Annotated in this window: 11 protein-coding genes; 6 read left to right on the top strand and 5 right to left on the bottom strand. The window is 61.2% G+C overall.

The window, feature by feature from the left end; all coding sequences use genetic code 11:
• Positions 1 to 82: 82 nt before the first annotated feature.
• Positions 83 to 1,000, top strand: a complete 918-nt coding sequence (gene metR / locus AC07Y2_RS23965) for a transcriptional regulator MetR (protein WP_007953158.1) — start codon at positions 83 to 85, stop codon at positions 998 to 1,000.
• Here metR and AC07Y2_RS23960 read toward each other — a convergent pair.
• From AC07Y2_RS23960 to nosR, 4 genes are read right to left on the bottom strand one after another with little or no spacing between them, the layout of a single operon-like run.
• A complete protein-coding gene (locus AC07Y2_RS23960) occupies positions 984 to 1,514 on the bottom strand; it encodes a GNAT family N-acetyltransferase (RefSeq protein ID WP_039765813.1) in 531 nt (176 codons plus the stop codon). The two genes, metR and AC07Y2_RS23960, sit on opposite strands and share 17 nt — an antisense overlap.
• Positions 1,515 to 1,516: 2 nt before the next feature.
• On the bottom strand, positions 1,517 to 2,155 hold the full coding sequence (locus AC07Y2_RS23955; RefSeq protein WP_039765811.1) for a LysE family translocator: 639 nt from the start codon (positions 2,153 to 2,155) through the stop codon (positions 1,517 to 1,519).
• Positions 2,156 to 2,178: 23 nt separating this feature from the next.
• A complete protein-coding gene (locus AC07Y2_RS23950) occupies positions 2,179 to 2,613 on the bottom strand; it encodes an NUDIX hydrolase (RefSeq protein ID WP_064599170.1) in 435 nt (144 codons plus the stop codon).
• Positions 2,614 to 2,670: 57 nt separating this feature from the next.
• Positions 2,671 to 4,029, bottom strand: a complete 1,359-nt coding sequence (nosR, locus tag AC07Y2_RS23945) for a response regulator c-di-GMP phosphodiesterase, NosR family (protein ID WP_103387017.1) — start codon at positions 4,027 to 4,029, stop codon at positions 2,671 to 2,673.
• A 256-nt stretch (positions 4,030 to 4,285) separates the two neighbouring features.
• On the opposite strand from nosR, the gene AC07Y2_RS23940 reads away from it, so the two are divergent.
• From AC07Y2_RS23940 to AC07Y2_RS23920, 5 genes are read left to right on the top strand one after another with little or no spacing between them, the layout of a single operon-like run.
• Positions 4,286 to 6,559: a GGDEF/EAL domain-containing response regulator gene (locus AC07Y2_RS23940; protein ID WP_103387018.1), complete on the top strand. Its 2,274-nt coding sequence runs from the start codon at positions 4,286 to 4,288 to the stop codon at positions 6,557 to 6,559.
• Positions 6,556 to 8,430: a putative bifunctional diguanylate cyclase/phosphodiesterase gene (locus AC07Y2_RS23935; protein ID WP_103387019.1), complete on the top strand. Its 1,875-nt coding sequence runs from the start codon at positions 6,556 to 6,558 to the stop codon at positions 8,428 to 8,430. Before AC07Y2_RS23940 ends, AC07Y2_RS23935 begins: the two co-directional genes overlap by 4 nt.
• The gene (locus AC07Y2_RS23930) at positions 8,427 to 9,374 is read left to right on the top strand and encodes a cytochrome-c peroxidase (RefSeq protein ID WP_039765802.1); all 948 of its coding nucleotides are present in this window, start codon (positions 8,427 to 8,429) and stop codon (positions 9,372 to 9,374) included. The genes AC07Y2_RS23935 and AC07Y2_RS23930 overlap by 4 nt, the downstream gene beginning before the upstream one ends.
• Positions 9,371 to 11,185, top strand: a complete 1,815-nt coding sequence (locus AC07Y2_RS23925; RefSeq protein WP_039765801.1) for a DAHL domain-containing sensor histidine kinase — start codon at positions 9,371 to 9,373, stop codon at positions 11,183 to 11,185. The genes AC07Y2_RS23930 and AC07Y2_RS23925 overlap by 4 nt, the downstream gene beginning before the upstream one ends.
• Positions 11,182 to 12,585 (top strand): ATP-binding protein, encoded by a 1,404-nt coding sequence (locus AC07Y2_RS23920; RefSeq protein WP_207273907.1) that lies wholly within the window; start codon positions 11,182 to 11,184, stop codon positions 12,583 to 12,585. The genes AC07Y2_RS23925 and AC07Y2_RS23920 overlap by 4 nt, the downstream gene beginning before the upstream one ends.
• Before the next feature lie 7 nt (positions 12,586 to 12,592).
• Here the strand turns inward: AC07Y2_RS23920 and AC07Y2_RS23915 are convergent, their stop codons facing one another.
• On the bottom strand, positions 12,593 to 13,918 hold the full coding sequence (locus AC07Y2_RS23915) for an APC family permease (RefSeq protein ID WP_103387021.1): 1,326 nt from the start codon (positions 13,916 to 13,918) through the stop codon (positions 12,593 to 12,595).
• Between the last annotated feature and the right edge of the window lie 156 nt (positions 13,919 to 14,074).

The raw sequence follows: 14,074 nt of genomic DNA, 5'->3' as shown, positions 1-14,074 counted from the left end.
GCGCCATTGTCGACAGCCAGGGCAACATGAGCCAAACTCAACCTTTTCGTGTTGATCACAAATTTTCCTCATGGAGCCTGCGGTGCTTGAGATCCGTCACCTGAAAACCCTGCATGCCCTGCGTGAAGCCGACAGCCTGGTCGATGCAGCCGACCGCCTGCACCTGACCCAGTCGGCGCTGTCCCACCAGTTCAAGGAGCTGGAAGAGCGCATGGGCATGCCGTTGTTCGTGCGCAAGACCAAACCGGTGCGCTTCACCAGCGCCGGCCTGCGCCTGCTGCAACTGGCCGACGCGACCCTGCCGCTGCTGCGCGCCGCCGAACGTGATATCGGACGGCTGGCCGGTGGCACCGCCGGGCGTCTGCACATGGCCATCGAATGCCACAGCTGCTTCCAGTGGCTGATGCCGACCATCGACCAGTTCCGCGATGCCTGGCCGGAAGTCGAACTCGACCTCGCTTCGGGTTTCTCGTTTGCCCCGCTGCCGGCGCTGGCTCGCGGCGACCTGGATCTGGTGGTGACGTCCGACCCGCTGGAAATCGCCGGCATCACCTACGTGCCGCTGTTCACCTACGAAGCCATGCTCGCGGTCGCCAATCAGCATGCGCTGGCGAGCAAACCGTACATCGTCCCCGAAGACCTGCTGACCGAAACCCTGATCACTTATCCGGTGGAACGTGATCGGCTGGACATCTTCACCCGCTTCCTCGAACCGGCCGACATCGAACCGGCGCAGGTGCGCACCTCAGAGCTGACGGTGATGATGATGCAGCTGGTGGCCAGCGGCCGTGGCGTGTGCGGCATGCCGCACTGGGCGCTGCATGAATACAGCTCGCGCGGTTACGTGAAGGGCAAGCGGCTGGGCGAGAAAGGTCTGTTCGCGACGCTGTACGCGGCAATCCGCGCCGACATGCTGGACGCGCCGTACATGCGCGATTTCCTGCTGACGGCCAAGGACACCTCGTTCTCGACCCTGGATGGGGTCAGCGCGGTTCGTTGAGACTGGCGGTTGGCACGAAAGGCTGGGACCACATGTGGATCTTGTCGAAATAGTCCTCGCCGACCCGCACCGCCATCGGCTCGAGGCCGAACTGGATGAAGCCGCAGCGCTGGTACAGATGAAACGCCGCGTCATTGCCGGCGGTGACGGTCAATTGAATGACTTTCAGCGCCGGATGCTGCTGCGCTTCCCCCAGCACCGCCTCCATCAATTTCAGCCCCAGCCCGCGCTGACGAAACTCGGCCGACACATACATGCCGAACACCGTTGCCTTGTGCCGGGCCTTCTCCCGAGGCTCGAACGCCAGGCCAACGATCCCCACCAGCCGGCCCTCTTCGAACGCGCCAAACACCGCGTCGAGCTTGCTGGTCAGGCGTGATTCCCACCAGCTCAACGGCATCACTGCACGTTCGCGCACGCTGGAGGTGAACGCCTGCGGATGCCGGTCATAGGCTTCCAGCATCAATTCGCGATAGGCCAGCGCATGACTGGCGTCCAGCCGCTCGATCCACATGTTCAGGCGGCCTTGCGCTGTTCAAGCATCAGCCGCACGGCCAGGCCGCCCAGCACGAAGCCCATGAAATAACGCTGCGCCGCCAGCCAGGTCGGATTGTTGACGAACCACGAAGCGATCCCCGCTGCGAACAGCGCGATCAACAGGTTGACGCTGAAACTGACGCTGATCTGGGTCAGGCCGAGGATGAGGCTCTGGGTGAACACCGAGCCGTGCTCGGGGGTGATGAACTGCGGGAATACCGAGAGGTAGAACACCGCGATTTTCGGGTTCAGTGCGCTGGTGAGAAAACCCATGGTGACCAGTTTGCGCGAAGAATCCGCCGGCAACTGTTGCGCCTCGAACGGCGAGCGGGCGCCGGGTTTCACCGCCTGCCAGGCCAGCCACAACAGGTACAGCGCGCCGGCCCACTTCAACACTTCATAGGCCATCGGCACGGCGAGAAACACCGCGGTCAAACCGGCGGCCGCCGCGAACAGATGCACGAAGAACCCCGCCACCACGCCGAGCAGCGAGGTCACCCCGGCGCGACGTCCCTGGCAGATCGACCGCGAGATCAGGTAGATCATGTTCGGCCCCGGCGTCAGTACCATCAGCAGGGCGGCGGCGGCGAAAATCAACAGGTCTTGAAGCGGGATCATGACGAAGTCCTTTGCACGAATGATCAGGCGATCGCAGTCAGCGAGGCTCGATAAAACGGCAGGATCAGGTCGCGTGTCAATGGGGCGAGAACCACATCGCCGTCGGTGGCCGGGTCGATCCAGATCACCTCTTCGATCTCGGCGGCCGGAGACACCCTGGCGTCGATGGTCAGTTGAAAGAGTTCGGCCTGCACAACGAATCCCGGCTCGTTGGCAGCGGGTGCCGAGAACTGACCGAGAAAGCTCGCCTGCGCCGGATCGATCACCAGTCCCAGTTCTTCCTCCAGCTCACGGGCCAGCGCATGCACCGGCAGTTCATGGGCCTCAATCTTGCCGCCCGGCTGCATGAACGCCGTGGTATTGCGCTTGCGCACCAGCAGGGTCTGGCCGTCGGGACCGATCAGCAGCGCGGCGGCGATACGGATGATGCGGGGGGAAACTGCGGATACAGAAGTCATGGGTCAGCCACCGGCCTTGAGAAAAGCCGCAAGGATCCCATGCCGGCCGCGCCAGCGTCATCCACCCTGGGCCGCAAGCGTCGTCTCAGGCTCTTGCGGCACCTTTACGAATACCTTGTATTTGCCGCCCTCCATGGCCTCGAAACTGATCAGTTTTTCAACCAGCGGAGCGCTCAGCACTTTGCCGGCGTTGAGCAGCAACATGCCGTTGTCGGCATTGAGGTTGCGCGCCAGGATCATCCCCGCCGCCAGCTCCCGGGTGCCCATGACCTTGACGTCCGGATCGGCCAGGGTGATGTCGCTGACCATTGCGCAGACCTTGACGAAGTCCTCGATCAGCTCGGGATCATAGACTTTGCCGGCGTACTGGCGCAGGTACAACAGCGCTTCATCGCTGTTCATCTGCCGTTCGAGAATCAACCCGCGCTGCAATTCGACGAAATCCACCGCCAGTTTCAACAGGCGCGAGCCCAGGGGAATGGCTTCGCCCTTGAGACGGTCGGGGAAGCCTGTGCCGTCCCAGTGTTCCTGATGGTGCAGGATCAGCCGCGCCGCGTCCTTCATCGGGTCGAGGGTCATCAATAGCGATTCGCTCTGTTTCGGATAGGCACGGTAGCGGTCGCGCTCTATGGAGTGCAGCAGGTCCGAGGGCGTGGTCATCATGCTGTCGGTCCAGCTCAGTTTGCCGATGTTGTAGAGCGCCGCCGCCATGGTCAGGTCGCGGCTGGCGGCTTCGTCCAGCCGATGAACCTTGCAGTAGCCGCGTACCAGCTCGATGATCTGCCGGTTGGTCTGCTTGGCCGGCGGCAGACGCAAATTCGCCAGCAGCGAGAACACTTCGGTGCCGGTCACATAACTGTGTTTGAGCTCCTCGTAGGCCAGGTCGAGCATGTCGGCGGTCTGCTGCAGTTCGGCGGTACGGGCGGCGACGTGTTTTTCCAGGGTGCTGTTGAGCAATTTCAATTGTTCGTTTTGCACTCGCGTCAGTTTTTCCAGACGTTCGCGCTCGCGTGCCAGATGCTGATGCTCGAGGGCCTGACGCAAAGTCAGCAGCATTTCCTCGTCGTTCCAGGGTTTGCTGATGTAACGGTGGATCTGCCCTTCGTTGATGGCCTTGATGATCGCCGAAGGGTCGGCGTAGCCGGTGAGCATGATCCGCGCAGTCGCCGGGTACAGCTCATGAACGCGCGCCAGCAGCGTGGCGCCATCCATGTTGGGCATGCGCGCATCGCTCATCACCAGATTCACCGGTTGCTGTTCGAGTATTTCCAGCGCCTGGGCACCGCTGGTGGCCAGCAAGACGTCATAAGGCTGACCGCGCAACAGGCGGCGCAGGCTGTTGAGGATCGGTTCTTCGTCATCGACCAGCAGCACTTTGGGCCGGGGCGGCGAAATCGGGGCGGACGGCTCTTCCATGGCGAAGCCTCGTGAAAAACGTTGGACATGACTGCCGCGCCGGCAGACCTCCCCTGCTTGCCCGCGCTTGAATCACAGGCTAGATGATTTTCGCAGGGCGCGTGTAAATCCCCTGTTACACCACGCCAGGCAAAGTTGCGCCCTGGCAACTATGCTCAAGTCGCTGGACGACACCATCGACCTGCGCGCAGGCATGTGATGAGGGGAAAAGGATGCTCCCGATGACGAATGTGCGTGAACACACGGGTATTGCGTCATGAGTGCGCAACCCGGACACACCAACCGCCGCGTGCTCATCGTCGACGATACCGCGTCGATCCATGACGATTTCGCCAAGATCCTCAAACCGGCCACGGCTGAAGCCGACAGCCTGGATGAAACGGAAAGCCTGCTGTTCGGCGATGCGTCCTCCGCCCCCGTCGCACCGAAAGACCGTTTCGAACTCGACTCGGCCTATCAGGGCCGCGAAGCGCTGGACAAAGTCGAAGCCGCACTCGCCGCCGGCCGCCCCTACGCCATGGCCTTCATCGACATGCGCATGCCGCCGGGCTGGGATGGCCTGGAAACCATCGAGCGGCTGTGGCAGGTCGATCCCAAGCTGCAGGTGGCCCTGTGCACCGCCTACTCCGATTACTCGTGGGAAGACATCGACCGGCGGCTGGCCCTGACCGATCGCCTGCTGATCCTGAAAAAACCCTTCGACGCGATCGAAATCCGTCAGATGGCCAGCGCCCTGACAGTCAAGTGGCAAATGACCGAAGACGCCGCCATGAAGATGAACCTGCTGGAACAGGCGGTTCAGGAGCGTACCCGGGAACTGTCCGACGCCAACATCATCGTGCAGAACAGCCCGACCATCCTCTACCGGTTGCGCGGTGAACCGTCGTTTCCGCTGATGTACATCTCCCACAACATCACCCGCTACGGCCATGTCGCGGCTGATCTGGTGGGTTCGGCCAACTGGGCGCAGACGCTGATTCACCCGGACGATCAGGTCAGTGTCGATACCGCCATGGGCCGGGTGCTCGATCGGCATGCCGAAGGCGCCTCCATCGAGTTTCGCCTGCGTACCGGCGCGGGCGACTGGCGCTGGGTGGAAAACCGCTACATCCCGGTGCGCGATCACGACGGCCGCCTGCTGGAAGTCGAGGGGATCATTCTTGACATCACCGAACGCCGGCTGGCCGAAGAGAAAATGGCCTTGCTGGCCCGCACCGACGGACTCACGGGACTGGCCAATCGCGCCACGCTGATCGAGCGTCTGCATCAGGCCTTCGCCGCCGCGCGTCGGGGAGCGGCACCTTTTGCGGTGTTTTACCTGGATCTGGATCACTTCAAGCGGATCAACGACACCCTCGGTCATCCGGTCGGCGATCTGTTGTTGCAGGCAGTGGCGCAACGGATCAAATCCAATGTACGGGAAAATGACGTGGTCGCACGGCTGGGCGGAGACGAGTTCGCGATCCTGCAACTGGACGTCAGCGACCCGACCCAGTCTGCTGCCATCGCGACCAAGATCCGCGATGCGCTTCTGGAGCCCTACCAACTGGCAGGCAATGCCTTGCGCATTTCCGTCAGTATCGGCATCTGCCTGTACCGCGCCAACAGTCTGGATGCCGACAGTCTGCTGGCCGGCGCCGACATGGCGCTGTACCGCGCCAAGGAAACGGGGCGCAATCAGTACCAGTTCCATTCCGAGCAAATCACTCGCGAAGTCGCCGAGCGCATGACCCTGGCCGAGGAGTTGATGACCGCCCTGACTCAGGGAGGACTGAAGCTCGACTACACGCCGGAAGTGGACATGCACAGCGGCAAGATTCTCGGCATGGCCGCGCAGGTCAAATGGCAACATCCCCGGCTTGGTCTGCTGCCGGCGTCGGCCTTCGTACCGGCAGCGGAAAAGACCGGCGCAATCATCCCGCTCGGTCGCTGGATCCTGGATCACGCCTGCTGGCAGATGCGCCAGTGGCAAAACGAGGGAGTGGCGCCTCCGGTGATGGCGATCAGGATTTCCCTGGCGCAACTCAAGAGCGGCCCGGAACTCATCTATGACGTGCTGCGCACCACCGCCCGCTGGGAACTGGCACCGTGGGATCTGCGTTTCGATGTCACCGAAGCGACCCTGGCCCAGACCAAATGGACCCACAACGATGTGCTGCCGCGCCTGAGTGAGCTTGGGGTAAAGATCGCCATCGACGATTTCGGCACCGAATACTCATCGTTCGATTACCTGAAAACCTACCGGGTCAATCACCTCAAACTCGCCCAATCCCTGATCGACAGTGCAGCCCAGGATGAAGGCAGCGCCAATACCCTGCGAGCGATCGTCAATTTCGCCCGGGATCTGGCGATCGACATCAGCGCCGAAAGCGTCCAGCCCACAGATCGGGATGACGCCCTCGCCTCTTCGGTCCCGCTGAAAAACGTGCAAGGCCTTTGCTTCAGGGAGGCTGTCAGCCCCGAACAGGCGGCCCGCCTGCTGAAGGACGGGAACGCGACCGCCCCGCTGCCCAGGGAGGACGAGGGATGAAAACACCTTTTGCGCAGACCAACCGGCGCATATTGATCGTCGACGATACCCCGGCGATCCATGATGACTTTCGCAAGATACTGACCCCGGACACCAGCGGTGCAGCAGACCTGGATACGCTCGAGCAAACGCTGTTCGGCACCCGGCAATCATCGCACCTGACGTTCCAGCTCGACTCCGCCTATCAGGGGCAGGAAGCGCTGAAACTGGTGCAGCATGCGGTGGAAGAAGGCCGGCCTTATGCCCTCGCGTTCACCGACATGCGCATGCCGCCCGGTTGGGACGGTCTGGAAACCATCGAAAAACTGTGGGCGGTCGATCCGAATCTGCAAATTGCCTTGTGCACCGCCTATTCCGACTACAGCTGGGAGGCCATGGCCGAACGACTGGAATTCGGCGATCAGTTGCTGATCCTGAAAAAACCGTTCGACACCCTGGAAATCCGCCAGATGGCCAATGCCCTGACCTGGAAATGGCAGTTGGCCCAGGACGCGGCGCTGAAGATGCTCAGTCTCGAGCAGACCATCGAAGCCCGCGTGCATGAATTGCTCAAGGTCTCGCACCTGTTGCAGTACGACAGCCTCACCGGCCTGCCCAACAGCACCTTGCTCGGTGACCGTTTGACTCAATCGCTGGCCGCCTGCCGGCGCCATGACAAACAACTGGTGGTGATGTTTCTCGGGCTTGATCGCTTCAAGCGCATCAACAATGCCCTGGGCCACCCGGCGGGCGACGAGATGCTCAAACGGGTCGGCCAGCAATTGCTCGCCTGTGTGCGCGAATCGGATTCGGTCTTTCGTTATGGCTCCGACGAGTTCGTGGTAATGCTCAGCGACATCAACCACCCGCAGCAGACCCGCAGCATTGCCGAGAAACTGCTGGGCGCCATGCGTATTCCACAGACGATTGTCGGGCATCCCGTGAGCATCACGGCCAGTCTGGGCATCAGCATCTATCCCGACGACGGGTTCGAAGCCATCGAATTGATCAAAAAAGCTGAAACGGCCATGCGCAACGCCAAGGAAACCGGGCCGAGCGAGATCGCTTTCTTTATCGAGGCGATGAACCAGCGTGCCCGGGAACAGCAAGGCATCGAAACGGGCATTCGCCAGGCCCTGCAGCGGCACGAATTCGTCCTGCATTACCAGCCGAAAATCGACCTGGCCAGTAGCCGGGTGGTCGGCGCCGAAGCACTGGTGCGCTGGCAAAAACCGGGACATGGCTGGGTCTATCCGTCGGATTTCATACCGGTGGCCGAAGACAGTGGCCTGATCGTGCCGCTGAGCAAATGGGTGCTGGCCGAAGCCTGCCGCCAGACCCGGGACTGGCAACAGGCGGGCTTGCCGCCGATCCGCATGTCGGTCAACACCTCGGCCATCGACTTTCGCCAGCGCCATTTCGTCGAGGGCATCGAGCAGGTACTGGCACAGACCGGGCTCGATCCCCGTCTGCTGGAACTGGAGATCACTGAAGGTGTGCTGATGCAGAACGTCGATGCGACGATGAACGCGCTGGGCAGGCTGAAGGCGCTGGGGGTTCGGCTGGCCATCGATGACTTCGGCACCGGCTATTCCAGCCTGAGCTATCTGCGCCGCTTTCCCATCGATGTGCTGAAAATCGATCAGTCGTTCATTCGCGGCCTGAGCCATGACAGCGGTGATGCAGCCCTGGTCGGCGCGATCATCAGCCTGGGCAAGAGCCTGAACCTCAACGTCATTGCCGAAGGTGTGGAAACAGCACAACAGTTGGAGTTTCTCAGGGCTCACCACTGCGAGGAGGGCCAGGGCTTTTATTTCAGCAAGGCCTTGCCGGCAGAGGCCTTCGCCCGGTTGCTGGAGTCTGCTCAGCCTGGCACGTGGGGTGTTTCATGAATCGCCCGGGGTCGTTGGTTCTACTGCTCGGTCTGTGCGCAAATGCCATCGCCGCACCGCTGGACGAGCCGCTGAAACCTTTGCCGCCAATGCCGCACCTGGATGCCAGGCGGGTCGAGCTGGGGCGCCAGTTGTTCCATGACCCGCGATTGTCGATCAATAACACGCTGTCCTGCGCCAGCTGCCATCAACTGGATAAAAGCGGCGCCGACACCCGCGCCTTCTCCAACGGCTTCGATGGGCAACCGGTGGCGGTCAACACGCCGACCGTATTCAACGCCAGCCTCAATTTCCGCCAGTTCTGGGACGGCCGCGTCGAAACCCTGGAAGAACAAAGCAACGTCGTGATCACCAGCCCCCACGAAATGGGCAGCGACTGGAACACCGTCGTGCAACGGATCGCTGACGACGCAGCCTATGGTCAAAGCTTTCGTGCCGCCTACCCCGATGCCGTGAACCGGGCCAATATCCAGAATGCGCTGGCCACCTATGAGCGCACGCTGCTGACCCCCGACTCCCGTTTCGATCAGTACCTGCTGGGCAATACCGATATCCTGACCCTCGAAGAAAAATACGGCTATCAGCGTTTCAAGGAGTACGGCTGCATTGCCTGCCATCAGGGCGTCAACATCGGCGGCAACATGTTCCAGAAATTTGGCGTGTTCGGCGACTACATCGCCGATCGCGGTAACCCGACGGTGGCCGACCAGGGCCGTTTCAACGTGACCGGCGACGAAGCCGACCGCGCCGTGTTCAAGGTGCCGAGCCTGCGTAATGTCGCGCTGACCGCACCGTACTTCCATGACGGCTCGGCGCCCACCCTCGAACGGGCCGTGGACGTGATGTTCCAGTATCAGTTGGGGCGCATGCCGAGCGAAGAAGACAAGACCCTGATCATCCTGTTTCTCAAGACCCTGACCGGCCATCCGGAGGGCCAGCCATGATGAAGGTTTCACGCCGTGTCAGCCTGATGTTGATCGGGCTCGTCGCCGTGCTGCTGGCCTCGATCCTGGTGTTTCTCTACCTCAAGTCCAGCACCGAGCAGACGACGGCCTACACCGAATCCCGGGACCTGATCCGCCAGATCAAGCAGCAGGACTCGCTGTGGGAAAACGAAATCCTCAAGGCCCGGGTGGCGATCTCCCACAATTACGACCCGCTGGTCTCGCCGATGAGCGAGATGAACCGCCTGTGGGAACGCTTCGACACCATGGAGTCCGGCCACGGGCGCAACGACTCGACACAATGGGACGAAGCCCACGAGAGTTTTCTCAAGGCGATGCAGGAAAAGACCCGGCTGGTGGAGCAGTTCAAGTCGCACAACGCCTTGCTGCGCAACTCCTTGGCGTTCCTGCCGACCGCCGAAGATGACATTCAGGCACAACTGGCCGGCCTGTCCGATCTCGACAAGATTCAGGTGCAGAACATCGCCACCGATACCTATGACCTGCTGCTCAGCGCACTTGAGTTCTCTCAGGTCACCTCCGACGACAAGGCCGCCGATATCGTCCTGGGCCTGAACAAACTGGCGGTGAACGCGCAACGCCTGCCCCAGGACTTTCAAGCCCCGATCAGGATCCTGAGCAATCACATCAGCCTGATCCTGCGCGAGCAGCCGATCGTCAACCGCTTGCTCGAGGAGATTGAGGCGGTTCCGGTGGCCGAGCGCCTGGACAACATCACCAACATGCTCAACCGGGATCAGCAGCGGGTCGAAAAAATCGACAGGAAATATCACTTCTATCTGCTGCTGTTCTCGGTCCTGCTGATGCTGTCGCTGCTGTGGCTGGCCATCCGTCTGATCCGCAGTTTCGCCGAGATCAACCGGGTCAACGCAGCCCTGCAAACCGCCAACGATGTGCTGGAGCAACGGGTCGAGGAACGCACCCGGGAGCTCAAGAACGCCCAGAGCGAACTGCTCGACGCCGCACGCCAGGCCGGCATGGCCGAGATCGCGACCAACGTGCTGCATAACGTCGGCAACGTGCTCAACAGCGTGAACATTTCCTCCGACCTGATCGCGCGCAAGTTACGCAACAGCAAGACCCTGGGGCTGGGCAAGGCCATGCAGCTGATCAACGAACACCCCGACGACCTCGGCCAGTTCCTCAGCGAAGACCCCAAGGGCAAATTGCTGCCCGGTTATCTCAATCAACTGGTCGTTGCCATCGCCCAGGAACAGCAGGAAATGGTCGACGAACTGAACCAGATGAACAAAAGTGTCGATCACATCAAGGACATCGTCGCCACCCAGCAATCCTATGCCGGGGCCAGCAGCCTGACCGAGCCGCTGTACATCAGCGAACTGCTCGAAGACGCCCTGCGCATGAACGCCGGAGCCCTGACCCGGCACCACGTCACAGTGGTCAAGGACTACGCCGAAGTGCCGCAGGTGATGGGTGACAAACACCGTTTGCTGCTGATCCTGATCAACCTGATCAGCAACGCCAAATACGCGATGTCCGACCTCAGCAACCGCCCGCGCACCATCACCCTGGGCGTAAAAATCGTCGACGGGAATTATCTGGAAATCAGCGTCAAGGACGATGGCGAAGGTATCGCCCCGGAAAACATGACGCGGATCTTTGCCCACGGTTTCACCACTCGCAAGGAGGGCCACGGCTTCGGCCTGCACAGTTGCGCCCTGGCGGCCATCGAGATGAACGGCCACCTCACGGCCCACAGCGACGGACCTGGCCAGGGCGCCCTGTTCACCTTGCAGATTCCGCTGATCGCGGTAACGGAGAACGCATGATCGAATTGTCGAACCGCCGCATTCTGCTGATCGATGACATGCCGTCGATCCACGAAGACTTTCGCAAGATCCTCGCCCCGGCTTCAGCGCAGTCCGCAGAGATGGACGAAATGGAAGCCGCGCTGTTCGGCGAAACCGCCAGACCCCGGCGAGCGGTTTTTGAACTGGACTCGGCCTACGGAGGGGAAGAAGGCCTGGCCAAACTCAACCTGGCCTTGCAGGAACAATGTCCCTACGCCCTGGCGTTCGTCGACATGCGCATGCCCGACGGCTGGGACGGGGCGCAAACCATCGAAGCGCTGTGGCAGCAGGATCCGCAGTTGCAGGTGGTGGTCTGTACCGCCTATTCCGACTATTCCTGGGACGAATTGCTGGATCGTCTGCACGCCCATGACCGGCTGCTGATTCTGAAAAAACCCTTCGACAACATCGAAGTCCAGCAGATGGCCAACACCCTTCTGACCAAATGGCAGATGACCGAGCGCGCGTCGCTGCAAATGCATCACCTGGAACATCTGGTGGATCAGCGTACCGCCCAGTTCAAGCAGGCCAGCGAAGCCTTGCAGCGGGAAATCGACGAACGCAAACAGCTGGAAGGCCAGTTGGTGCAATCGGAGAAGCTCGCTTCGCTGGGGCAACTGGCCGCTGGCGTCGCCCATGAAATCAACAATCCGATCGGTTTCATTTCCTCCAACCTCGGCACGCTCGACGGCTATTTCCAGCAACTGCTCGCCATGCTCGGCGCCTATCACACCGCCGGGCAAACCCTGCCCGCCGAACTGGCTGGGCAGTTGCAGCAATTGCGCGAGGACCTCGAACTGGATTTTCTGCTCGAAGACATTCCGGTGCTGATCAGGGAATCCAAGGAAGGCATCGCTCGGGTCGGCCAGATCGTCAGGGACCTGAAGGATTTCTCCCGGGTCGACAGCCATCAGGAATGGCAGTGGGCCAATCTGCAACAGGGCATCGAATCGACCCTGAACATTGTCGCCAGCGAGCTCAAGTACAAGGCCGATGTGATCAAGGAGTATCAGGAGCTGCCGGACATCGAATGCCTGCCCTCGCAAATCAATCAGGTCATCATGAACCTGGTGGTCAACGCGGCGCAGGCCATGGGCCCGGAGCGCGGCACCATCACCCTGCGCACTGGCGTGCAGGGAGAATCGGCAGTCATCGAAGTCGCCGATACGGGCTCGGGCATTGCACCCGAAACCCTGCAAAAGATCTTCGACCCGTTCTTCACCACCAAACCGGTCGGCCAGGGGACGGGCCTGGGCCTGTCCCTGTCCTATGGCATCGTGAAAAAACACGGCGGTGACATTTCCGTCAGCAGCAAACCGGGATTCGGTACGACGTTCCGCGTGCAACTGCCGTTGCGCCAAACCCGGCCGGCGGCCTGATGCCTGATCAGGCCGCTTCCTGAAAGTCCATCTCCGGTGGTTGGCGACGGAAGCCACCGGTCAGCACCGCCAGATACAGCACACCAATCGCCAGCCAACTCAGGCCCAGATACACCGCCAGGTGATCGAGGCTGACCATCAGCCACAAGTCCGCCAGCAGACCGATGAACGGGAAGACCAGGAACAGCACCAGTTCGCGCAGACCTTTTTTATCCCCGCCGATCCAATAGTGAAAAATCACCGACAGATTGACCAGGCTGAACGCCAGGAACGCGCCGAAGTTGATGAACGAGGTCGAGGTGGTCACGTCGAGTTTCAGCGCCAGCAAAGCCACCACCGCACACAGCAGAATGCTGTTGACCGGCGTACCGAAGCGCTCGTGCAAAGTGCCGAAGAACGACTTGGGCAGCACACCGTCACGGCCCATCGCAAACAATAGCCGCGAACCGCTGGCCTGCGCCGACAGACCCGAGGCGAACTGACCGACGATCAGGCCGATCAGGAAGATCGACACGAACAGATCACCGCCGATGTTGCGTGCAATTTCGTAGGCCGCCGAGTCGACGCTGTCGAACTGGAACGACGGATGGGCGATCTGCACGAAGTACGAGACACCGACGAAAATCAGCCCGCCGATCAGAGTGATCAGCATGATTGCCCGAGGGATGGTGCGGCGCGGATCGCGGGTTTCTTCGGTGAGGGTGCTGACTGCATCGAAGCCGAGGAACGAGTAGCAGGCAATGGCCGCGCCGCTCATGATCAGCGGCATCTGCATGTCGCCGTTGAAGAACGGTTTGATCGACCACAACGGCGTGCTGGCATCGCCGCCGACGTAATGCACGCACAGTGCGACGAAGGCGATCAGCACCAGAAACTGCACCAGCATCAGCAAGGCGTTGATGCCGTTGGCCAGTTTCAGGCCGATGATATTGATCGCGCTGGTGATGCCGATGAACGCCAGCACCCAGATCCACTGCGGAATCGACGGGAACGCCGAAGCCAGGTACGCGGCGCCGATCAGCCAGATCGCCATCGGCAGAAACAGATAATCGAGCAGCACCGCCCAACCGGCGATGAAACCGAGTTTCGGGCTGATGGCTTTGCGCACGTAGCTGTAGGCCGAGCCGGCCACCGGGAATGCGGCGGCCATGCGCCCGTAGCTCATGGCGGTGAAGAACATCGCCACCAGCGCCGCCAGATACGCGGCGGGCACCATGCCGGCGGTGGACTGGGCGAGGATGCCGAATGTGCCGAGAACAATGATTGGCGTCATATAGGCGATGCCGAACAGCACCACCGACCCTAGCGAAAGGGTGCGTTGCAAACGAGCCATGGGCGACTTACTCCGGATTTTATTGGATTTATGGCAGAGGCCGAGTTCGGCGAATGTTTCGGGTGTTGCTTGTTTTTTTGTTCGACTGGAGATTGATCGTTCCCACGCTCTGCGTGGGAATGCCTCAATGGACGCTCCGCGTCCGCTCTTGGGACG

Source organism: Pseudomonas sp. GW456-12-1-14-TSB6, assembly GCF_059424205.1.
This window is presented reverse-complemented; position numbering and strand designations above follow the sequence as displayed.